At 35.3% G+C, this 19,945-nt stretch carries 18 protein-coding genes; 9 read left to right on the forward strand and 9 right to left on the reverse strand.

The features are described from left to right. Positions 1-33: 33 nt before the first annotated feature. Positions 34-1,509 carry a Gfo/Idh/MocA family protein gene (locus EGI22_RS23675; RefSeq protein ID WP_255071180.1) on the forward strand — a complete coding sequence of 492 codons (1,476 nt, stop codon included), beginning with the start codon at positions 34-36 and terminating at the stop codon, positions 1,507-1,509. A gap of 74 nt (positions 1,510-1,583) precedes the next feature. Here the strand turns inward: EGI22_RS23675 and fucP are convergent, their stop codons facing one another. From fucP to EGI22_RS23690, 3 genes are all read right to left on the reverse strand, one after another. Further along, positions 1,584-2,900 carry an L-fucose:H+ symporter permease gene (gene fucP / locus EGI22_RS23680; RefSeq protein WP_255071181.1) on the reverse strand — a complete coding sequence of 439 codons (1,317 nt, stop codon included), beginning with the start codon at positions 2,898-2,900 and terminating at the stop codon, positions 1,584-1,586. A 78-nt stretch (positions 2,901-2,978) separates the two neighbouring features. Continuing rightward, positions 2,979-3,395: a DUF1801 domain-containing protein gene (locus EGI22_RS23685; protein WP_255071182.1), complete on the reverse strand. Its 417-nt coding sequence runs from the start codon at positions 3,393-3,395 to the stop codon at positions 2,979-2,981. Continuing rightward, positions 3,382-3,909 carry a DNA-3-methyladenine glycosylase I gene (locus EGI22_RS23690; RefSeq protein ID WP_255071183.1) on the reverse strand — a complete coding sequence of 176 codons (528 nt, stop codon included), beginning with the start codon at positions 3,907-3,909 and terminating at the stop codon, positions 3,382-3,384. Before EGI22_RS23690 ends, EGI22_RS23685 begins: the two co-directional genes overlap by 14 nt. An 80-nt stretch (positions 3,910-3,989) precedes the next feature. Here EGI22_RS23690 and EGI22_RS23695 point away from each other — a divergent pair, with 80 nt between their 5' ends. After that, entirely contained in the window at positions 3,990-5,150 is a 1,161-nt protein-coding gene (locus EGI22_RS23695) for an iron-containing alcohol dehydrogenase (protein WP_262925464.1), read from the forward strand. Here the strand turns inward: EGI22_RS23695 and EGI22_RS23700 are convergent. The 3 genes from EGI22_RS23700 to EGI22_RS23710 are packed head-to-tail and all read right to left on the reverse strand — an operon-like array spanning position 5,147 to position 8,815. Continuing rightward, positions 5,147-7,768 carry a glycoside hydrolase N-terminal domain-containing protein gene (locus EGI22_RS23700; protein WP_255071184.1) on the reverse strand — a complete coding sequence of 874 codons (2,622 nt, stop codon included), beginning with the start codon at positions 7,766-7,768 and terminating at the stop codon, positions 5,147-5,149. The genes EGI22_RS23695 and EGI22_RS23700 overlap by 4 nt on opposite strands. Then, positions 7,755-8,129, reverse strand: coding sequence for a hypothetical protein (locus EGI22_RS23705; RefSeq protein ID WP_255071186.1), 375 nt, complete (start codon positions 8,127-8,129; stop codon positions 7,755-7,757). The genes EGI22_RS23700 and EGI22_RS23705 overlap by 14 nt, the downstream gene beginning before the upstream one ends. A gap of 5 nt (positions 8,130-8,134) precedes the next feature. Next, positions 8,135-8,815: an NUDIX hydrolase gene (locus tag EGI22_RS23710; RefSeq protein ID WP_255071188.1), complete on the reverse strand. Its 681-nt coding sequence runs from the start codon at positions 8,813-8,815 to the stop codon at positions 8,135-8,137. 16 nt (positions 8,816-8,831) lie between these two features. On the opposite strand from EGI22_RS23710, the gene EGI22_RS23715 reads away from it, so the two are divergent. After that, positions 8,832-9,866, forward strand: coding sequence for a hypothetical protein (locus tag EGI22_RS23715; protein ID WP_255071189.1), 1,035 nt, complete (start codon positions 8,832-8,834; stop codon positions 9,864-9,866). On the opposite strand, the gene EGI22_RS23720 is transcribed toward EGI22_RS23715, so the two are convergent. Together EGI22_RS23720 and EGI22_RS23725 are read right to left on the reverse strand one after the other, a co-directional pair. Next, entirely contained in the window at positions 9,867-10,097 is a 231-nt protein-coding gene (locus EGI22_RS23720) for a DUF3820 family protein (RefSeq protein WP_255071190.1), read from the reverse strand. 40 nt (positions 10,098-10,137) lie between these two features. Further along, positions 10,138-11,322 carry a hypothetical protein gene (locus EGI22_RS23725; RefSeq protein ID WP_255071191.1) on the reverse strand — a complete coding sequence of 395 codons (1,185 nt, stop codon included), beginning with the start codon at positions 11,320-11,322 and terminating at the stop codon, positions 10,138-10,140. A 254-nt stretch (positions 11,323-11,576) separates the two neighbouring features. On the opposite strand from EGI22_RS23725, the gene EGI22_RS23730 reads away from it, so the two are divergent. The 5 genes from EGI22_RS23730 to EGI22_RS23750 all read left to right on the forward strand — a co-directional run bounded on the left by EGI22_RS23730 (position 11,577) and on the right by EGI22_RS23750 (position 16,762). Then, positions 11,577-13,067 (forward strand): gliding motility-associated C-terminal domain-containing protein, encoded by a 1,491-nt coding sequence (locus EGI22_RS23730; RefSeq protein WP_255071193.1) that lies wholly within the window; start codon positions 11,577-11,579, stop codon positions 13,065-13,067. A gap of 208 nt (positions 13,068-13,275) precedes the next feature. After that, positions 13,276-13,545, forward strand: a complete 270-nt coding sequence (locus tag EGI22_RS23735) for a TIGR03643 family protein (RefSeq protein WP_255071195.1) — start codon at positions 13,276-13,278, stop codon at positions 13,543-13,545. A 47-nt stretch (positions 13,546-13,592) separates the two neighbouring features. Further along, positions 13,593-15,059: a cryptochrome/deoxyribodipyrimidine photo-lyase family protein gene (locus tag EGI22_RS23740; protein ID WP_255071196.1), complete on the forward strand. Its 1,467-nt coding sequence runs from the start codon at positions 13,593-13,595 to the stop codon at positions 15,057-15,059. A 90-nt stretch (positions 15,060-15,149) separates the two neighbouring features. Beyond that, positions 15,150-15,287: a DUF2256 domain-containing protein gene (locus tag EGI22_RS23745; RefSeq protein WP_255071198.1), complete on the forward strand. Its 138-nt coding sequence runs from the start codon at positions 15,150-15,152 to the stop codon at positions 15,285-15,287. Next, positions 15,269-16,762, forward strand: coding sequence for a cryptochrome/photolyase family protein (locus EGI22_RS23750; RefSeq protein WP_255071199.1), 1,494 nt, complete (start codon positions 15,269-15,271; stop codon positions 16,760-16,762). Before EGI22_RS23745 ends, EGI22_RS23750 begins: the two co-directional genes overlap by 19 nt. 342 nt (positions 16,763-17,104) lie before the next feature. On the opposite strand, the gene mnmE is transcribed toward EGI22_RS23750, so the two are convergent. Next, on the reverse strand, positions 17,105-18,436 hold the full coding sequence (mnmE, locus tag EGI22_RS23755; protein ID WP_255071201.1) for a tRNA uridine-5-carboxymethylaminomethyl(34) synthesis GTPase MnmE: 1,332 nt from the start codon (positions 18,434-18,436) through the stop codon (positions 17,105-17,107). A 116-nt stretch (positions 18,437-18,552) separates the two neighbouring features. Here mnmE and EGI22_RS23760 point away from each other — a divergent pair, with 116 nt between their 5' ends. Then, positions 18,553-19,944 (forward strand): MBOAT family protein, encoded by a 1,392-nt coding sequence (locus EGI22_RS23760; protein ID WP_255071203.1) that lies wholly within the window; start codon positions 18,553-18,555, stop codon positions 19,942-19,944. The last annotated feature ends 1 nt before the right edge of the window (position 19,945 follow it).

Below are 19,945 nucleotides of genomic sequence, written 5' to 3' on the forward strand. Positions count from 1 at the left end.
TTTAACCATTAATAATTCAATCTTATTTAAAATATGGAAAAATCGAAAAATGAAAGTGGTCGTAGGGAATTTTTAAAGACTGGCGTGTTAGCGGCAAGTTCTTTTTTTATTGTTCCGAGGCACGTATTAGGGAAAGGATTCAAAGCCCCAAGTGACAAACTTAATCTAGCGGCTATAGGTGCTGGTGGAAAAGGAAGATCCGATATTTTTAATGCCTATAACAATGGTTCAGAAAATGTTGTTGCACTCTGTGATGTAGATCCTGGTCAATGTAAAGCAGCAATTGACAAATTTCCGAAGGCAAAACTTTATTCTGATTTCAGGGTGATGTTGGAACAGATGAAAGGGGAAATAGACGCTGTTACGATTTCAACACCAGATCACGTGCATGGCGTGGCGGCTATGACTGCAATGCAGCTGGGCAATCATGTATATGTGCAAAAACCATTGACGCATAATATTTACGAGACCAGAATGCTTACAGAAGCAGCTCGTAAGTATAAAATGGTGTCTCAAATGGGGAACCAAGGAGCATCTAATCCTGGGCAACAACAAATGATTGAATGGCATAAAAAAGGCTTGATTGGCACAGTTGACACCGTTTATGTATGGACCAATCGTCCAGTTTGGCCACAAGGAATTCCGGTGCCTACTACCAAGCCTGAGTTGCCAGAAACTATGAGCAAAGCCAATTGGGATTTGTTCATTGGACCTGCCGAATATGTTGATTATCATCCTCTATATCATCCATTTAAGTGGAGAGGCTGGTGGAATTTTGGTACTGGAGCACTTGGCGATATGGGCTGTCACCTAATCGACCCCCCATTTAGAGTATTGGAATTGGGCTATCCTACTGAGGTAGAATGTAGTGTTGGTCAGGTATTTTTGAAAGATTGGCAGCCAGAATATATACCACAAGGATGCCCGCCTTCAGCACATGTGCAGTTAAAGTTTCCTGCTTCTAAAAAGAATAAGAAAGATATCAAAATGATATGGACAGATGGCGGCATCAGGCCGTTTCATCCAGATTTGATTCCTGCGAATGATTCCATTGGTGAAAACGGAAGTGCAAATGGTGTAATGATAATAGGTTCGAAAGGAATTATGACTTGTGGTACTTATGGCCTAACGCCCAAAGTTTATAAAAACAATGGTGATGTAATAGAAATGCCAAAAGATTATAAAACTTCTAATCCAAATGAAAAACTTCCAGAATATGGACACCAAGTATCTTGGTGTGATGCCATTAAAGAAGGTTATGGTGGTAAAAAGCATAAAGCTCTGACGTCATCTTTCGATTATTCGGGACCTTTGACAGAGACAGTTTTAATGGGCAATTTGGCCATTAGAAGTTATGGATTAGGAAAAGCCAAAACATCTGGTAATGGAATGGATTTTGATGGTCGTAAGAAGTTGCTATGGGATGGTAATAGTATGAAAATTACCAACTATGACGATGCTAACCAATTTGTTACAAGAGAAAGAAGAGAAGGATGGCAATTGATTTAAAATTGATATTTTAACATAAAAAATGAGGCTTTCAGAATTGAGAGCCTCATTTTTTTTACTATGTTCAATGAATTTTATTTATCTCCTCCGTAATACTTGTAAGTACGGAATCCATAAATAGCAACTACTACAAAACATAAAAGAGGCAAAATGAAGGAAAAATTAACTTCGGGAACACCTAGGATTTTAATATCGCCATAGCCAGTCCCTCCAAAATCTAAGATTAAACCTTGTAAAATTGGCATAAATGCTCCACCTACTATCGCCATAACCAAAAAAGCGGATGCGTATTTTGCATCATCTCCCAAACCATGCAAAGCAATGCCGTAGATTGTAGGAAACATCAAAGACATACAAAAAGATATCATTACCAAGCTATATAGCCCCCAACGTCCTTCAATAAAAATGGCTCCTGAACAAAATAATATTGCTAAAAATGCAAGAATCATTAACAATTTGCCTGAATCAATAAATTTCAAGAAATAAGTGAAAATAAATCTTCCAATCAAGAAAATTATTAATGCGGCATAAGCATAATTTACGGCATCGGTGTTGCTTATACCTTGGTTTTCAGCATATTGGTAGATGTATGTCCAACACATAATCTGAGCTCCTACATAAAACATTTGGGATATAACCCCACCTACAAATCGTTCTTTTTTAAATATCCTTTTTATAGATTCCCACATGCCACTTGCACCGTCAGCTTCTTTGTTTTCTGGCATTTTAGAGATGCCAATAATTACAATCATCAACAACACAAATAAACCCAAACCCACGTAAGGATTTCTGATGATCATTAAGTCAGAAGTTTTTACAGCAGATTTTGCGGCTCCTTCCAAAGTTTCATAAATGCTATTGCCTTGAGCATCAATATCGTCTGATTGTAACGAACTTAGAATAAAAGTCTGAGCAACAAAAAGTCCAGATAATGCACCGAGCGGGTTGAAAGATTGAGCCAAGTTTAACCTTTGGGTCGCTGTTTCTTCAGAGCCCATTGATAAAATATACGGGTTGGCAGTTGTTTCGAGAAAAGCTAAGCCAAAAGTAAGGATATACAATGCGGCTAGGAAGAAATAGTAATTTTCCATTGCTGCAGCTGGATAAAAAAGTATTGCACCAAATGCATAAAGGACTAAGCCTAGTATGATTCCAGTTTTGTAGCTGTATTTTTTAATAACATAAGCTGCAGGTAAAGCCATCGTAAAATATCCACCGTAAAAAGCTGCCTGCACCCAAGATGCTTGTGTATTGTTTAATTCGAGTACTTTTTTGAAAGCCGAAACCATCGGATTGGTGATGTCGTTGGCAAAACCCCAAAGGGCGAATAGTGAGGTTATGAGAATAAAAGGCAAAAGGTTTTCTTTGCTTACTACTGTTGTTTTTTTCATTTAGGGTTGTTTTAAGCTTTAAAATTAGCTTTTTTTTCTAAAATTCTGGCTATAGAAAAATAAGTTTATCGAAATAGTTTAACAAGGGTTTTCCCTTTTGAAACCATTAGATATTAATTCCTTTAAAATCTTATGGTCAACATCATCCAGAGATTTAATATAAAGGCAGCCTTTTCCAGTTTTGTATTTTCCCAATTTTTCCAAAAGCTCTTTATTTTCTTCAGCATTTGCTCCAATATAAAGCGTTAAAGCTTCTTTTCTTGGTGAAAAACCTACTTTTAGCATATCGCCTTCTCTTCCACTATCATATTTGTAATGATATGATCCAAAACCAACTATTGCTGGGCCCCACATTTTGGGAGGCAAATGGGTGATTTCTTCCATAAATTTTGAAACCGTAAAACAGTCCTTTTTTCTGGTTTCATTCTCGATTTTGTTTAAAAAATCTGAAACAGAAGCTTCGTTTTCTGTAGTTTTTAAATTAGCTTTTGCCATTGTTTATTTTGTCTAAAATGTGACAATCTTCATCATGAGCTCCTTTGAGGTAGCCCGTACTCATGAGGAATTCGTTAACTATCTCGCCACCAGTAAATTTAAAAGTTTTTTTGAATATTTTCACCCACTCTTCTTTGGTTTTTGGATGGTGATGTTCTATCCAATTTTTAAAAGAACCAAACTCTTCTTGAAGTTTTAATATTTCTTTGGCATTATGAATGGCCGCATTGACTTTCAGTTTGTTACGTATTACGCCGGGGTCATGTAAAAGCCTTTCGATTTCGGTTTCATCATAACTTGCCACAATTTCTATGTTGAATCGGTGATAGGCTTGCCGAAAAGTCTCCTGTTTTTTTAAGATTAAATCCCAAGAAAGGCCGGCTTGGTTTATTTCAAAAACAAATCTTTCGAAAAGCTCATTGTCACTTTCTATCGGAAATCCATAGTGATTATCGTGATAAATTCTATGATGGTTGTCTTCTGGTAAGTTTTTACAATAAGTGCAATAGCTCATTTTAATTGGTTTTTTGCCAAAAATAAAAATTATTTCTCTATTAATTCTGTTAACCTTTTAAATGATAAAAAACTAAGCAGATGATTTCAAATTTCTCGTATTACAATCCAGTAAAAATAATTTTCGGTAAAGATACAATAGCTTTATTGTCCAAAAATATTCCTTCTGGTTCAAAAATCTTGCTCACATATGGTGGAGGAAGTATATTCAAAAATGGCGTTTATGAGCAAGTAAAAGCTGCTTTGGCGGAATATGAAATTGTAGAATTCGGAGGAATTGAGCCCAATCCGACATTTGAGACCTTAATGAAAGCAGTAGAATTGGGAAGAAAAGAGAATGTCGATTTTATACTTTCTGTTGGTGGCGGTTCAGTTTTAGACGGAACAAAGTTTATTTCAGCTGCAATACCTTTTGAGGGAGGAAATGAGTGGGATAATATCGTTTTGAGAAAGACAAAATATGACAAAGCTACACCATTTGGAGCGGTTTTGACTTTACCAGCTACAGGCTCTGAAATGAATTCAGGGGCGGTAATTTCAAAGGCATCTACAAAAGAAAAATATGGTATGGGAAGTCCTTTGCTGTTTCCTAAGTTTTCTGTTTTGGATCCCGAAACCACTTTTTCTTTGCCTAAAAATCAAATAGCCAATGGCCTTGCGGATGCATTTACGCACGTGATGGAGCAATATTTAACCTATCCTGTAAATGCCATGATTCAAGACGAATTTGCGGAAGGTGTTATAAGAACTTTGATAACAGTGGCTCCGAAAGTAATGAAAGATAGCACAGATTACGATGCTATGAGTAATTTTATGTGGGCAGCCACTGTAGCTTTGAATGGTTTGTTGTCGACAGGTGTTCCAACAGATTGGGCTACCCACCAGATTGGACACGAACTGACGGCTCTTCATGGCGTTGACCACGCCCGCTCTTTAGCTGTAGTTTTGCCTTATTTGATGAAATACAAAAAAGAAGATAAAAAAGGCAAAATGATTCAATATGCTCAAAAAGTGTGGAACGAAACTGGAACCGATGAGGAATTGATAGCAAAAGCGATTCAAAGAACTATTGAATTTTATGAATCTATTGGAATTCCAACAAAAGCCTCAGTATATGGCGTGGGAGAGGAGACCATTCAAGAAATCAAAAAGCGTTTTACGGAGAGAGGCGTGATATATGGCGAAAGAAAAGATATTACCCCAGATGCTGTGGAGGCGATTTTGAGAATGAGTATAGCTTAATTTTTTAATTCAATAATTTCTCCTTTTTTTGTATCAATGCTAAAAACAAAGCTATCTTTTGGTTGAATAGTTTTTAGCATTGATTTATTCTTAATAATTGGGTTTCCGGCTTCCACAAATTCGAATAGTTCGTTTTTTAGAATCGAAGTTTCATCAGTGTAAATTTGACCTTTCAACTTTTCGTTCGTTCTAATCTTTACGGTACCGCCTAGAGTAGATAATATTGAAGCTTTTACAACTTTTCCGTTTTCCCATTCCATGTCCACCGTAAATCCCCCTCTGGCTTTTAAACCTTTCACTTTGCCAGTTTTCCATTCGTCTGGCAATGCCGGTAGGAGGTGAATTTCGCCTGCATGACTTTGAAGAAGCATTTCGGCAATCCCAGCTGTAGCACCAAAGTTTCCATCGATTTGAAAAGGCGGATGTGCACAAAAAAGATTAGGATAGGTTCCGCCTCCGGCCATGTGCTCCTTTTGATTTTTAATGGGTCTAAAAAGATTTTTTAATAAAATCATAGCATGATTTCCATCGTTCAACCTTGCCCAAACGTTTACTTTCCATCCCATTGACCAACCTGACGCACCATCGCCTCTTCTTTCCATTACTTTTTCGGCTGCTGAAGTCAATTCTGGATTGTCACGAATATTTATCTGATTGCTGGGATAAAAAGCATAAAGATGTGAAAAATGCCTATGTTGTATGTCACCATCTTCAAAATCCTCCGACCATTCTTGTAATTGGCCATATTTTCCTATTTGATAAGGTAAAAGTTTCGGAAGCTTAGAATGTATTTCTTCTGTTAAACTATCATTTATATTCAAAGTTTTTGAAGCTTCCAGGTATCGGCTAAATGTTTCCTTAATTATCGCCATGTCCATTGTGGGGCCGGGACTATAACTCGCAAGTTTATTGTTTTCAAATTTGAAATTATGCTCAGGCGAATGGCCAACTGGGGTTAATAAATACCCTTTTTTGTCTTCAATAAGCCAATCTTTATAAAATAAAGTGGCACCTTTTAATAAAGGGTAGGTTTCGTTTTTTAAAAAATCTTTGTCTCCAGTAAAAAGATATTTTTCCCAAAAATGACTCGTAAGCCAACCTGCTGCCATTGGCCAAAATGAGCACGTACAAATGTCAATAGGTTCTGTATGACGCCAAATGTCCATGTTGTGGTGAGCTACCCAACCTTGATTTCCGTAAAGGTTTTTCGCTGTTTTTTCACCATTAATTGCTAATTCTTTTATCGCTTTAAAAAAAGGCTCTTGGCATTCAGAGAGGTTGGTGATTTCTGCTGGCCAATAATTCATTTGGGCATTGATATTTATGGTATAAGCACCATTCCAAACTGGAACGAGTTGGTCGTTCCAAAGGCCTTGTAAATTTAATGGTTGCCCTCCAGGCCTTGAGCCTGATATCATAAGGTACCTACCAAAATTGAAATAAAGTTCAGGAAAAGAAGGGTCAAGGGCATTATTAAAAAGTTCAATTCTTTGGTCAGTTGGTAATTTTGATTGGGAAGTTTCCTTGGCTAAATTAATGTCAACCCTTTTGAATAGTGATTGATAGTCCTGAATGTGAGCGTTTAAAAAGTCCGAATATGTTCTAGTGGAAATTTCCTTAAACTCCTCATTTAATATTTTGGTAGGGGTTTGACCATCGTCTTTCGGACTCACATCAAAGCCTCTATAACTTGTGGCAGCTTTTAAGTAAATTATTACCTCATTCGAATTACTAATCTTTATTTTATCATCTTCAAAAACAATATCCCCACTTTCTGTTTTAACCATAATTCTGGTTTCAAAAGCCATTCCCAAAGAATCAATTTCTTCATTATATAATAAATTTTTTTTGCCAGGAATTCTAGAACCAGTACTATCAAATATTTCGGGATATTTATGTTGATCTCCGACATTTTCGACTTGCTCAAAACTCCTTCTTAAGCCAAAGCCAGGCACTTTGGAGCTTATAGAAAGCCTATTAGCTTTACTGGTAATTTTTGCATTCTGAGTGTGTAAAGTGCTTAGTTTTAATTCACAATTTATTTTTTCTTTTCCAGACTTCTTGATTTTTATTACAATGAGGTTTTGAGAGTAATTTGCAAAGTAAGATCTGGTATAGGTGGTATTGTCAATTTGATATTCTACTTCCGAAATGGCAGTGTTTAGGTCGAGAGATCTTTTGTAGTTTTGATATTTTTCATTTTTATGAATCATCTCAATCCATAAGTCAGACATAGGTTGGTAAAGTTGATGATTTCTTCCTAGCCAGTTTGTTTTAACCAATGCTTGGGCTTCAAGGTATTTTCCTTCTTCAAATAATTTGTTTATTTCAGGTAATTTTTCACGAATATTGATATTTGTGAATGTTTTATCTGGATCGCCTGAGTAAAGCGTGTTTTCGTTGAGTTGAATATGTTCATTTATTGGATCACCATATATCATTGCTCCAAGATGACCATTTCCTAGAGGTAAAGCTTCAGACCATTCTTTTGCAGGTTGCGTATACCAAAGGATTTTATTGAAGTTTTTTTGAGAATAAGTCTGTGTAGAATTTATAAAAATAAGTAGTGATAATATTGATTTTAAAAACCTTAAGCCTTTGTTTCTAATTCTCTTCATTTTTATAATATTTTCTAATCAAAACCTTCTTTAATTCCCGTTTAATTATTTGATGAGCGACGATTTCAGTATGGTTATAATCTGGAAGTTCAATGCCCGCCAATGCCAAGTCTTTTTCTGAGATATCTACCCTATACAATATGGAAAATAACCTACTGGAATCGTTTTTAAATAGGTTTTCGATTTTTGAAACCAATTCATTGTGCAGTATTTGGTAGGTGGTTTTTGCGTTTTCCTCGAAATGCAATTCTATGCCGTACATTCCTAAGTCTTTGCTTATTTGAGCAATTAAAGCTTTGACGATTTCCTGTTTGTCAAGAAAACTTTCAAGATTGGCGTTTCTTATTTCAGGAAGATTCATGATATTTACATTTCTAGTTTCGACATTAACTCAAAATCTTTTACAGCACTCAAATATAGGTAATTAAGCAATAGTCCATTAGAATTGTTTATTAATTTGTGGCCTGCTATAAATGGGTAAACATGGGTAGTTATCCTTTCAAACTCATAAGCTGTTCCCATTTGTTTATTTTCAAAAGATTCTATTTCGGTTTTTGAAAGCTCAATTTCGCAATAATAAAAATACATGGCTTCGTCGCTTGTACCAGTGCTCGGAAATAATCTTTTATTGGGCGAAAGGTTGATTAAATCTGCTTCAGTTATTGATATCCCCGTTTCTTCTTTTACTTCTTGCACCGCTATTTGTAAAGGTGTTTGCGTGCCATCGACCATTCCAGCAGGATGCTCAAAGGTAAAACCACCTTCGGCTATTCGTCTTTGTCTTACCAAAAGAAGGTATTTCTCTTTAGTGTCTTTGTCGATTAAAACTATTGCTATGCAAACAACTTCGCCTTTCAAAAAACAAATAGGAGGGATTTTGTCGCCTTCTGGAGTAGTTGCATCGAGCATCAACAATGAGAACAATGCTTCACCGTTATATCTATACCTCGTATATACTTCCTCTATTTTATTTATTTTTAGACCATTGGCTTGTATATTGGCTTTCCAAATTTTAAATTTATGAGCGTTTTCTAACAATTCTTTCATTTTCAACCTTTCTATTTTGAAAACAAAACTACTGAGTTCGGGCTTAATTCTGTTTTTATTTTTAGGTTTTTATTTTTGGGGAAATGAAAATTCTGAATTAGTTTTTTCGGGAGAAAAAATGAGAGGACTTTCTTTGGTTGCACCTCCAAAGGAAGTAGGAGTGGCATGCTTTGATTCTTTGTCGAAAGTTAATGCTAATTGGATTTCGCTAATGCCTTACGCATTTGTTCCAAAGGAAAGTGCCACGGTGCGTTTTCAAATTGAGCCAAAAGGACAACATCAATGGTGGGGAGAGACGCCTCAAGGTATTAAACAGTGCATAGCTTTGGCCAAAGAAAAAAATATAAAAGTTATGTTAAAGCCGCATCTATGGTTAGGATGGGGTCAGTTTACGGGTGAATTGGATTTTAAAACAGAAGCTGAATGGCTTGAATTTGAAAGGAGTTATAAGTTGTATCTTTTGACTTTTGCCAAAATCGCAGAGGAAGAAAACGTGGAGGTGTTTTGTATTGGCACTGAGATGGGTTCACATGTAGAAAATCGAGATAAATTTTGGCATGAATTAATAGCAGATATCAAAAAAATATATTCAGGCAAACTCACTTATGCCGAAAACTGGGACTGTTTTGACAAAGTACCTTTCTGGAGTCACCTTGATTTTATTGGCGTAGACGGTTATTTTCCTCTTTCTGACAAAAAAGACCCAACAGAAAAACAGTTGGCAGATGGTTGGAAAAGCCATTTGAAAAAATTAAATAAAGTTTCGAGTGAATTGGGTAAACCTATACTTTTTACCGAAATTGGCTACAGAAGCAACGATTTTAGTACAGAAAAACCTTGGGAAACGGATTACACTAAGCCGAAAAACGAAGCACTGCAGTCAAAAGCATATAAGGCGTTTTTTGAAAATGCCTACAATAAATCGTGGTGTGCAGGGGCCTTCATCTGGAAGTGGTTTCCAACAGATTATGAGCATTTTCATGAAAGAGAAACTTTTTCGCCGCAAGGCAAATTGGCAGAGAAAGTGTTAAAAGAATATTATTCAAAGTGATTATTTGCTCATTCCTTTAAGTTTCCACAAAATCTCGTCTAAGCCATTAGATTTTATTTCGTAAACAGTAGAAAGCTGCATGCCTAATTTTCCTTCAGGAAAACCACCCTTTCTAAGAAACCATTCCAAATAACTTACTGGTAAATCACTCAATAAAGTGCCCTTGTATTTTCCAAAAGGCATTTTAGTCTTTACGATGTCAATAAGTATTTGTTTGTCGGGTTGGAACATGGTTTATGAAATTATGTGGCAATTTATTAATATTTGGGCATTAGAACACATCACCTAAATTAAAAAACAAACCTTTGCCGTTTTGGGTGGCTAATCCGTAGGAAACTACTAGAAACACCTTTGCTTTTTTGTTGACTTTGAATCTTAGACTTGCTCCAGTTCCAATGTTAAACGTTTTGAATTTATTGGAAATTGGCTCAGAAAAAGTTTCAGTGTTTAAGAATACTGCAGCACCTAAAAATTCATTTTTTAGGAGATTAAACCTATATTCAGATTCTAGATAAATTAAATTTTTTCCTCTAAATCTACCCTCTATATATGGTCTGGATATATTGTTGTTCATGTCGCCCAAGGCAGTCGGTAGGTCAAAATATGGCGTGTTTCCTTTAAACGTAAACCAGTTTAAATATCTTAAAGCCAATATATTTGTCTTGCTCTGATTGACAGAATAGTATTTTCTAAGGTCTGAATAAAAACTTCTATAATTTGAGCTTGCTCCTAATGATTTTAGGTTTTGGTTCAATGATATTTGGGCGTAAGTTTCTCCTCCCACAGGAAAGTTTTCATTTTTGCGGCTATCAAAAAGCACATTGGCTAATAATCCCGAAGAAACTGTTCGATTTTGTAAATTATAAGCTGAGCTATTCGTATTTATTTCGGTTTCGAGCCTTTTGATGTCATACCGCATATCGAGATTGTATCCCACACCCACCAATAAATTTTCATGAACAGATTTAGATAAAATTTGATGAAATCTCACATATTTCAATTCATAATTGTTGAAATTTTCGGAATTAGTACTGCTTCCAAGGCCATAATCAACAGCTAAAAATCTATAAAATCGCCAATCAGTGCTCAAGTTAAATTTGTTATCCTTAAACCATATACTAGAGGTAATTCTTGGGATTACGTATTTTTTCAGGGTGACTTCCGGAACGAATCTGATCACAGATACATTAGTGTTATCGGCAGTTTTGAATGAATAATTCCCTTCAACTACCAAGGCAAGGCCTTTAAGTTGACTATAGGCAAAACCTGGAATAAAAGTTAAAGAGCCTTTGGTGAGGTCTGAATTTTTTACAGAATCAGGTTCTCTTTTTCTTCCCAAAACAAAATGAACTATATCAATCGCGTCAACCAAATGTGTATTTGTACTGTCTTTTTCTTGTCCAAAACAAAAAGAGCTTAGTAAAGTTAGTACAATAAAAAATAGATTTTTTCTCATTCATAAGGCTTATACCAACAAGTACGCAAGATAGACTTTTATTGTTGCTATCTTGGGTTTCAAAAGAAATGAATGTTTTTCTAACAAATAAATATTAAGAATTTACTGTAGAAAATCGAAAATTAAATGATAAAATTTCTAACGTAATTGAATTTTAAAATTTCCAGATTTCATTTACAATAATTCAAAAAAGCATATATTTAATAAATAATTCGACCTAGGAGCGGTTTTTCTCGTATTAATAAAAAGTGGAAATGAGAATTGCGATTTTACTACTGTTGTTACTTTCAAAACTAGCTACTGCTCAGTTGGTTTTGGCGGATACCAATATGGTTTGTAAAGGTCAATCTGTACGCTTATTTGTCAATCCAAAGTTATTTGCCCCTGATGAATTTTGTCTCGATTATGTAGGAGAAAGAGATGGCCTGTATTACTTTGGAAGTTGTGCCCAAATAACTTTCGACGCTGCTTTTGCATTTGCTCGAATAATGCAAGGATACATAGCTACCGCAAATGATGCGGCAAAGAACAGTTTTATAGGTAGCCGAAAACCAGGCTATATTAAATGGCTGGGATATTATCAAGATCCAAATTCTGCGACATTTAACGATCCGCCTGATGCCTCTTCAGGTTTTGTTTGGATGAGTGGTGCAAAAGATGGTTTTACGAGATGGTCGGATGAGGAGCCGAATAATTTCGAGAATTCAAACCCTGGAATGCATGTAATATTGGGTTGTAGCAATGTAACTCCACCAGAATGGTGCGATGTAAATAAAGATGATGGACATAAATACGTAGCTATAATCGAAACGAAATTAAAAACCGTTCCACCATTTCCAGAAGTCAAAATTTTATGGGAGACTGGTTCTACCGATAGAGAAATAGTAGTTTCGCCAAATTCTAGCAGATTTTATAGAGTGCAAATAACAATAGATGGTGTGGTGCATAAAGACAGTATTAGGATAAATGTCCCAGAAGTAAAAGCTGATTTTAGTAGCTATGGCGGATGTGGAAATCCATTTTTTTGGAAGCCGAAACTTTTAACTAATTTTCCTGAAAAAGACATGGAAATTACCTGGAAATTTGGAAATGCAGTCATTCCTCTTCAAAATTTAAACCCTAAACTAGGAACAGCGGAAAGTGGAAATGTGCAAGTAGGAGTAAAAATCAATAGCCTTTCATGTGGTCAAACTGTACTCGATAGTAGCATCGGTATTTTGTTGGAATATCCTTTTGATAGTGCAAAGGTTTTTGAAAAAGAACTAAAACTAAATGAAATCTTTAAGTTAAATCCAATAAATCAAAAAAAAGGCTTTCAATACACTTGGACACCTCCAAAAGGGCTAAGCAATGCCAATATCGCCAATCCTGAATTCACAGCAATAGAGCCAATTACATACACGCTAAATATAGATGATGGTTTTGGATGTAAAAATAAGGAAGAGTTTAAGTTTACAATTGATCCTAATATTATCATTTATATTCCTGATATATTTTCACCTAATAATGACAATGTTAATGATATATTCGAAATAAAAACTAATACTGGTTTTTATGGTCATTTGAGAAGATTTACGATAATGAATCGTTGGTCGCAAATTATTTATGATTCTACTTCAGAATGGAAATGGGATGGCAAAGCAAACGGGAAAGACGTTCCCGCAGGCATGTATAAATATGCTCTAAACTACGAAATAGAAAATGTGCCTTACGTAAAGTCAGGATCCGTCATTTTAATAAGATGAAATCGGGATTTTTTGATTTAAGAAATAATTACTCTTTCCTAATAACTCTATTCCCCAGATCTATCAATTAGCCTTTTAAATTTTTAGTTTTTCAAAAAACTCAAAGGACAAACCCATCAATTTTCTTTCTTTTTGATTTTGAAAAAACAATCTTTTCCAGAAGTTGTTAAATAACCAAAACTCTTGTAATATATAAGTTCAAATTTAAATGACTGAAGACGAAATAGATAGAATTATTGGAATGGCTTGGGAAGATAGAACGCCATTCGAAGCCATTGAATATCAGTTTGGTATCAAAGAGGCTGGGGTGATTTCGATTATGAGAAACAACCTAAAAGCCAGCAGTTTTAAACTTTGGAGGAAACGCGTGCATAGTGGAGTAAGTCAAAAACATGCCAAAAAGAGAGTCGCTGATATAAATAGATTTAAATCAAAAATGCAAAGAACTATTAGTTTAAATAAAATTAGCAAACGGTGATTTTTGCAATAGAACTGTAAGTCTACTCTTTAAAAGTAAAACTTAAAATGGTCACTCAGAAGATTAATATTGTTTGGATAAAACGTGATATAAGAATTCAAGATCACGAACCTATTTGTTTGGCCATCAGCCAAAATATTCCATTTCTCATTATTTACTTTTTCGAGCTAAGTTTAATCTCTGGACAAGATACTTCTTTGAGGCATTTACAGTTTCAGTATCATTCCATCTTGGATTTTAATAAACAGTCGGAAACCTCTGGGATGAAGATCGAAATTTTTCAGGCAGAAGCTAGTATAGTTTTTGAGTTTTTAAATCAACATTTCGATATTCAAACCATTTTTAGCTATCGGGAAAGCGGCACTTTGCCCACCTGGCAAAGAGATAAATGGGTAGCTAAGTTTTGCAAGAAAAACAAAATAATCTGGCAGGAATGCCAAAGGGATGGCATTTTGAGAGGTATAAAGAATAGAGAAAACTGGGACAAAAAATGGATTTATGCCATGTCTGCTGACATTTTGGTTCCCTCTAAAACAAATCTATGTCTTGATTTGGAGCATGATTTTGGTCTAAAAAAAGATTTATTAGAATCCTTAAAAGACTATCCGAAGGAATTTCAACCTGCAGGCGAGACCAAAGCTTGGGAATATTTACATTCTTTTGTAGCTGGTCGTGGACATCAATATCACCGATTGATATCTAAGCCTTTGGCAAGTCGGAAATCATGCAGTCGTTTATCGCCATTTTTGGCATGGGGAAATATTTCTTTGCGGCAGGTTTACCAGTTTGTCCTAAAACATCCTTCTTACAAAAACCATAAAATGGCCTATGGCGGTTTTCTTACACGTTTGCATTGGCATTGTCATTTTATTCAAAAATTCGAGGTTGATAATTCTTATGAGTACAATTGCCTCAATTCGGCCTATGAAGGCTTGATGTCTAAGGAAAATGAAGCACTGATTTATAGCTGGAAAGAAGGAAAAACGGGACTTCCGCTAGTGGATGCTTGTATGCGATGTGTAAAAGCCACTGGCTGGATAAATTTCCGAATGCGGGCGATGTTGATTTCGGTGTTGTGTCATCATTTTGATATGGATTGGAGAACGGGTGCTTATTTTTTAGCTCAGCAGTTTTTGGATTATGAGCCGGGCATTCATTTTCCGCAAGTGCAGATGCAAGCGAGTACCACGGGCATAAATACTGTTAGGATTTATAACCCAATAAAACAATCTCAAGATCATGATCCAGATGGTATTTATATAAAAAAATGGGTGCCAGAATTACGGAATTTACCGAAAGAATTGATACATAAACCATGGGAAATGACTGTTATGGAGCAATCTTTTTATGGTTTAGAAATTGGCAAAGATTATCCAAAACCTGTTGTGGAAATAGATTTAGCTGCAAAACTTGCCCGAGATAAGTTTTGGGGACATAAAAAGTCTGATGCTGTAAAAAAGAAAAAATTGAAAATTATAGAAACGCATGTCAGACCAAATATAAAAAGGGATTAAGCTAAATTGTTGATTTTGTTTAAAATGTCCATTTATAGAAAGGTTTTTTTGTTAAGTTCTTATTTGTAATGTTTTGTATAGAGTGTTTTTATGAAAGGCGTAAAGAAAGTTGACTTACCATCAAAAGTTTGCCCAGTGTGTTTAAGGCCATTTATTTGGCGAAAAAAATGGGAAAAAGTCTGGGAAGAAGTAAAATATTGTAGTGAAAAATGTCGCAAACAAAAATAGAAAAAGTAGGACTTGTTTTTCCACATCAGCTGTTTGAGGATACAGGTTGGTTGCAGGGAATTACCAAAATATATTTAGTAGAAGAGTATTTGTTTTTTAAACAATATGCTTTTCACAAACAGAAACTGGCTTTTCACAGGGCTTCTATGAAATTTTATGCGTCATTTCTTCTATCGAAAGGATTTGAGCTAAGGTATATTGAATCTCATGAAGTTATCGCAGATATACGCGAATTAATTCCTCATTTATTTTCGGAAGGGGCAAGGTCCATAATTTACATGGATACTGTCGATTTTTATTTGGAAGAGCGGATTCGGAAAGGAGCTTCTAATTATTCTATTGATTTAACCAAAATACAAAGTGCTTCTTTTATTAATACTGAACGTGAAATCATTGAATATTTTGCCTCAAAAAAGAAGTTCTACCAAACGGATTTTTATAAAAATCAAAGACAAAAGCTTAATATTCTTATTGATGAAAACCAAAAACCAGAGGGTGGGCAATGGACTTACGACGTAGATAATAGGCTTCGCTATCCCAAAGGCAAAACTCCGCCGAAAGTTGTTTTTGAAAAAGAAAACGCTTTTCAATTTGAAGCCAAGGAATATATGGAGACCTATTTTAAGGCCAATTATGGAAAATTAAATAGAGAATATTTATTTCCAATAGATTTTGAATCCAGCAAGAAATGGCTACAAGATTTTTTTGAAAATAGATTTTTGGATTTCGGAAAATATGAAGATGCTATACTTAAAAATGAAAGTTTTTTGCATCATTCTATGCTTACGCCGATGTTAAATGTAGGTTTACTTACACCGACCTATATTATAGATGAAGCTCTCAGTTTTGCTTCTAAAAACGATATTCCATTAAATTCTTTGGAAGGTTTCATAAGACAAATCATTGGTTGGCGAGAGTTTATACGCTCAGTTTATCAGCTGAAAAGTGTGGAAGAACGCACCAAAAATCATTGGAAATTTACAAGGAAAATTCCGGAGTCGTTTTGGAATGGCACTACAGGAATTGAACCGATTGATGATACGATAAAGAAAATATTAGAAACGGGCTATTGCCATCATATAGAGCGGTTGATGGTTTTAGGGAATTTTATGATGCTTTGTGAGTTTGACCCAGACGAAGTCTATCTTTGGTTTATGACTTTATTCATTGATGCTTACGACTGGGTAATGGTACCCAATGTGTATGGCATGAGCCAGTTTGCGGACGGGGGTATTTTTGCAACAAAACCTTATATCAGTGGAAGTAATTATATCCTAAAAATGAGCGATTACAAAAAGGGCGAATGGTCTGAAATATGGGATGCTCTTTTTTGGCGATTTATGGATAAACAGCGTAATTTTTTCCTACAAAATCCTCGTTTAGGCATGCTAATTCGCACTTTTGATAAAATGGACCAGAATAAGAAAAATGGCTATTGGGCGACTGCGGAGGCTTTTTTGAAGAAGCTGGAGTGAGTTTTTTTTAATTAACTTTACTGAAGTTTCAGGGTTTAAAACTTCAAAAATTATATTCTTTGTGTGCCTTGCCAGGCGGGCTTACTTTTTTTTTGAAAAAAAAGTAACAAAAAAAACACTTTTTTTGCAATGATCCTCTGAAAAATTTCGCTAGCAATGTTTTGGGATACAAAAAGTCCTTTAGAAGCGAAATTTTACAACGGACTGCAAAAAAATATAAGGAACAATTAGTATTTATTTTGAAAATTATAACTAACTGATAATTAGCAATTAAAATCAATTATTTTTTTTATAAGTGTTTGAATATTAGTTTTTTATTTTCCCCCAAAACTTCAGTTAACTTTACTTTCCGATACAAAACTTTCCAAAAATATTAGCAAGCAGGTCTTCGGTAGTTATCGTACCCGTAATCTCCCCTAAATGATGCAGGGAAAGTCTAATGTCTTGTGCTAAAAAGTCTCCGGTTACGCCTAAAGCTAGGCCGCTGAGTACCTCTGTGAGGGCTTCGTTGGCTTTTAGTAAGTGCTCGTAGTGGCGGAGGTTGGTTATGGTAGTGTCTTGGCTACTTTGGAGTTTCATTTTTGCCAAAAGTGAATTTTTTAGGCTCTCGATACCTGTTTCGTTTTTGGCAGAAATTTTTATTTCGGCATCAGAGACGTAGGCTTCGTTTAGGTCAATTTTGTTCTGTACCCAAAGGATATCCGCATTTGTTGTTTCTTTCTCTAATTGATCCAAGAAATGCTTATTTTGCTCATTATCAAATAGAAATATTACAATTTTGGCCGAATGCATGGCTTTTCTTGATCGTTCTATTCCCATGGATTCGATGATATCTTCTGTATGGCGAATGCCTGCGGTGTCAATGAATCTAAATTTTCTGCCTTCTATAAAAACTACATCTTCTATCACATCACGTGTCGTGCCAGCTATATCTGTAACTATGGCTTTTTCTTCGTTTAAAAGTGCATTTAAAAGTGTAGATTTCCCTGCATTGGGTGCACCGATTATGGCTACGGGGATGCCTTCTTTTATGGCGTTGCCATTTTCAAAAGAAGCAATTAAAGGATTTAATTCTCCTTGTAATTCATCAATCAAGGCTTTCAAGTCATCACGGTCAGCAAACTCTACATCTTCCTCGCCAAAATCTAATTCAAGTTCAACAAGACTGGCAAAGTGTACCAGTTTTTCTCTTAAAATGGCTAATTTCTTTGAAAAACCACCACGCAATTGATTAATAGCGATTTGATGAGAAGCTTCAGAATCTGCCGAAATCAAATCTGCCACAGCCTCTGCTTGTGCAAGGTCAAATTGGCCATTCAAAAATGCTCTTTGTGTAAATTCTCCCGGATTCGCCATTCGGCAACCTTTTTGAATCAAAAGTTTCAAAACATACCTAACGATATATTCACTTCCGTGGGTAGAAATTTCCACAGCATCTTCTTTTGTGAAAGATTTTGGCGATTTAAAAACACTTATCAATACCTCATCCACCATTTTTTCTCCATCCATTATTTTTCCATAATGCACCGTGTTTGCGGCAACTTTTTGGAGGTCAGGACCTTTGAAAATTTTATTAACTATTGCAAAAGTCTCATTTCCAGACACTCTGATGATGGCCAAGGCACCGATTCCTTGAGGTGTAGCTAATGCACAAATGGTTTCTTGATGATTCAAACGAAAGTATTTTTTATGCAAAAATACGCTAAAATCAGTTTTTTTGGTCTTTCATGCAAAAAATGCTTTCTATTCAATTATTTTTGGGTGAAAATCAAACCACCTAAAGGCACCCTATGCTTTTTAATTCGCTTCAATTTGTATTTTTCTACGTAGTAGTTACGATTTTATATTTCTCTCTTAGACACCGAGGACGTATTTGGCTTTTGCTTTTGGCCAGTTCGTATTTTTATTTGGTATTTAAGCCTGTCTATATTCTTATTTTGTTGGTAACCATCATTGTAGATTATTTTGCAGGTATTTGGATTAGTAAAAGTGAGGGAAAGAAACGAAAATTGCTTCTGGTACTGAGTTTAATTACCAATATCGGTTTCTTAGGTTTTTTCAAATATTGGAATTTTATCAATAAGAATATTTCTGCTGGTTTGGCTTTGATTGGAATTGAAAACCCATTGCATGATTATCCTTTTGATTTACCGATTGGGCTTTCTTTTCATACTTTTCAGGCCATGAGTTATACAATAGAAGTATATAGACGAAAACAAAAAACGGAGAAGGATTTCATTGTTTACTCACTCTATGTGATGTTTTATCCGCAATTGGTGGCTGGACCTATCGAGCGACCTCAAAATCTTCTGCATCAGTTTCATACCAATTTCAAATACAGTTTTGCTAATCTCAAAGCTGGCCTTATGCAAATGGCTTGGGGAATGTTTAAGAAAGTCGTTATAGCTGATCGATTATCCATTTTGGTTGATTATTGTTATGACAATCCATCAGAATATTCTGGTTTGACTATGTTGATTGCCACCATTTTCTTTACTATTCAGATTTATTGCGATTTTTCAGGATATTCAGACATTGCGATAGGAGCTGCCCGAACTATGGGTTTTGATTTAATGATGAACTTCGACTCACCTTATTTATCCAAAAGCATTTCGGAGTTTTGGCGGAGGTGGCATATATCGCTTTCCACTTGGTTTAAGGATTACTTATATATTCCTTTAGGGGGCAATAGGGTAGGGCAGTGGAGATTATACGCCAATTATATGATAGTATTCACTGTTAGTGGTCTTTGGCACGGTGCAGCTTGGACATTTATCATTTGGGGTGCTCTGCATGGTTTATATTTGGTTTTGGCCATAATGAGAGAACGATATTTGCCATTTAAACTCCCCAAATTGCCATTCCTTTCTATGCTTTTTACTTTTATTTTGGTAATGATTACATGGGTGTTTTTTAGAGCAAAAGGACTTTTTAATGCCAAAATAATCCTTTCAAAAATCTTTTCACTTGATTATTTTAGAGGTTTTGAGATGCCTTTTAGCACAAATGAGTTTATTTTTTGTTGGTTTTTGATGATTTTACTTTTTGTAAAAGACATCTACTTCCGAAAAATTTCTACAGAGCATACGCCAGCTTTCTATTTTAAGTTTGTAGGATTACTATTGGTTTGTTATTTCTTTGGAGTTTTCGGCTCAAACCAATTCATCTATTTTCAGTTTTGAC

The sequence above is a fragment of the Lacihabitans sp. LS3-19 genome, assembly GCF_024343575.1.
In the GTDB taxonomy this organism is placed as follows: Bacteria; Bacteroidota; Bacteroidia; order Cytophagales; family Spirosomataceae; genus Leadbetterella.

What these genes read in the sequence shown, in the direction of transcription:
- EGI22_RS23675 (WP_255071180.1), top strand. Translation starts at nt 34, where the DNA reads ATGGAAAAATCGAAAAATGAAAGTGGTCGTAGGGAATTTTTAAAGACT.
- fucP (WP_255071181.1), bottom strand. Translation starts at nt 2,900, where the DNA reads ATGAAAAAAACAACAGTAGTAAGCAAAGAAAACCTTTTGCCTTTTATT.
- EGI22_RS23685 (WP_255071182.1), bottom strand. Translation starts at nt 3,395, where the DNA reads ATGGCAAAAGCTAATTTAAAAACTACAGAAAACGAAGCTTCTGTTTCA.
- EGI22_RS23690 (WP_255071183.1), bottom strand. Translation starts at nt 3,909, where the DNA reads ATGAGCTATTGCACTTATTGTAAAAACTTACCAGAAGACAACCATCAT.
- EGI22_RS23695 (WP_262925464.1), top strand. Translation starts at nt 3,990, where the DNA reads ATGATTTCAAATTTCTCGTATTACAATCCAGTAAAAATAATTTTCGGT.
- EGI22_RS23700 (WP_255071184.1), bottom strand. Translation starts at nt 7,768, where the DNA reads ATGAAGAGAATTAGAAACAAAGGCTTAAGGTTTTTAAAATCAATATTA.
- EGI22_RS23705 (WP_255071186.1), bottom strand. Translation starts at nt 8,129, where the DNA reads ATGAATCTTCCTGAAATAAGAAACGCCAATCTTGAAAGTTTTCTTGAC.
- EGI22_RS23710 (WP_255071188.1), bottom strand. Translation starts at nt 8,815, where the DNA reads ATGAAAGAATTGTTAGAAAACGCTCATAAATTTAAAATTTGGAAAGCC.
- EGI22_RS23720 (WP_255071190.1), bottom strand. Translation starts at nt 10,097, where the DNA reads ATGTTCCAACCCGACAAACAAATACTTATTGACATCGTAAAGACTAAA.
- EGI22_RS23725 (WP_255071191.1), bottom strand. Translation starts at nt 11,322, where the DNA reads ATGAGAAAAAATCTATTTTTTATTGTACTAACTTTACTAAGCTCTTTT.
- EGI22_RS23730 (WP_255071193.1), top strand. Translation starts at nt 11,577, where the DNA reads ATGAGAATTGCGATTTTACTACTGTTGTTACTTTCAAAACTAGCTACT.
- EGI22_RS23735 (WP_255071195.1), top strand. Translation starts at nt 13,276, where the DNA reads ATGACTGAAGACGAAATAGATAGAATTATTGGAATGGCTTGGGAAGAT.
- EGI22_RS23740 (WP_255071196.1), top strand. Translation starts at nt 13,593, where the DNA reads ATGGTCACTCAGAAGATTAATATTGTTTGGATAAAACGTGATATAAGA.
- EGI22_RS23745 (WP_255071198.1), top strand. Translation starts at nt 15,150, where the DNA reads ATGAAAGGCGTAAAGAAAGTTGACTTACCATCAAAAGTTTGCCCAGTG.
- EGI22_RS23750 (WP_255071199.1), top strand. Translation starts at nt 15,269, where the DNA reads ATGTCGCAAACAAAAATAGAAAAAGTAGGACTTGTTTTTCCACATCAG.
- EGI22_RS23760 (WP_255071203.1), top strand. Translation starts at nt 18,553, where the DNA reads ATGCTTTTTAATTCGCTTCAATTTGTATTTTTCTACGTAGTAGTTACG.